Annotated in this window: 1 protein-coding gene; it reads left to right on the plus strand. The window is 40.8% G+C overall.

All coding sequences use genetic code 11. The annotated features are described in order from the left end of the window. The first annotated feature begins 94 nt into the window (after positions 1-94). Positions 95-1,245 (plus strand): IS3 family transposase gene (locus ACNFN4_RS22110; protein WP_094246999.1). Its coding sequence is split into 2 segments (ribosomal slippage): positions 95-368 and positions 368-1,245, totalling 1,152 coding nucleotides; the frame shifts between segments, so codons are not numbered across the junction. Positions 1,246-1,286 lie beyond the last annotated feature (41 nt).

Raw genomic sequence — 1,286 nt, forward strand, 5'->3', positions numbered from 1 at the left:
GGGACTGACCCCATAAGATGAGACAAATAAAAACACCTTCAAGTTTGAATACGGATGATTGTTATCCGAAATTAGACTTGGAGGTGTTTTTTCTATGGGGACAAGAGTGAGTTATCCGGTTGAAGTGAAACAGAAGGCTGTAGAAATGAGATTGGCAGGCGTACCTATGAAAGAGATCCTGCAGGAGTTGAATATTAAGAATAAGACACAGGTTCAGACATGGGTTAGATGGTATAAGGCTGGTGATACACATCGATTCGAACAGCCTGTTGGAAAGCAATACACTTACGGAAAAGGTCCGGAGTATTCTTCCGATTTAGAGAAACTGCAGGCAGAGATTCGTTACCTGAGACAACAGAATGAAGTTTTAAAAAAGTACAACGAATTGGAAAGGAAGTTGATAGCGAAACGTCAGTCGAACTTGTAGAAATATTGCACAGCACAATGACCGTACAGGATATCTGTATTCATTTAGGTATCTCTCGAGCGTCTTATTATCGTTGGAAGAAGAATCTGATGAAGGATCATCCCAAGCGCCATTTGGAAAAACAAATCGGCACGTTGTGCCGAGAGCACAAGTATCGATATGGATATCGAAAAATCACAGCCATACTAAAAAAGAGAATGTGTATTAACCATAAAACGGTTCAACGTATTATGCAGAAAAATCAATGGCAGTGTCGGGTTAAGGTGAAAAAGCGCAAGAAGGATGGGCAGCCATATGCCGTGGTCGATAATATATTGGATCGGAACTTTCAGTCTGATCGTCCTCTTGAAAAACTAGTAACGGACATCACATATTTGCCTTATGGACAGAAACAATTGTACCTTTCCAGTATATTAGATTTATACAATGGAGAAGTGATTGCTTTTACTATTGGGGATAAGCAGGACACAGCCTTTGTCTTAGACACACTTGATCAGCTACCAATGCTGCCTGAGAACTGCGTGTTACATAGTGACCAAGGTTCTGTGTATACATCTTACGAGTATCAAAAAGCTGTTAAAACAAAAGGCATTACCATGAGCATGTCCCGCAAAGGGACGCCCGCTGATAATGCCTCCATCGAATCGTTTCATTCCTCGCTAAAGTCTGAAACGTTCTATCTTAACAGCATTGATCGAACTACGACTGCCATCGTAGAACGCACTGTCATAGAATACATTCATTATTATAACAATATTCGTATTCAAACCAAACTAAACAACCAATCACCGATAAACTATCGGCAATTGGCTGTTTAAAAGGTGTTTTGACCCCTGTCTCAAAAACGGGGGGCAGTCCC

This window comes from Bacillus sp. N1(2025) (assembly GCF_053470005.1).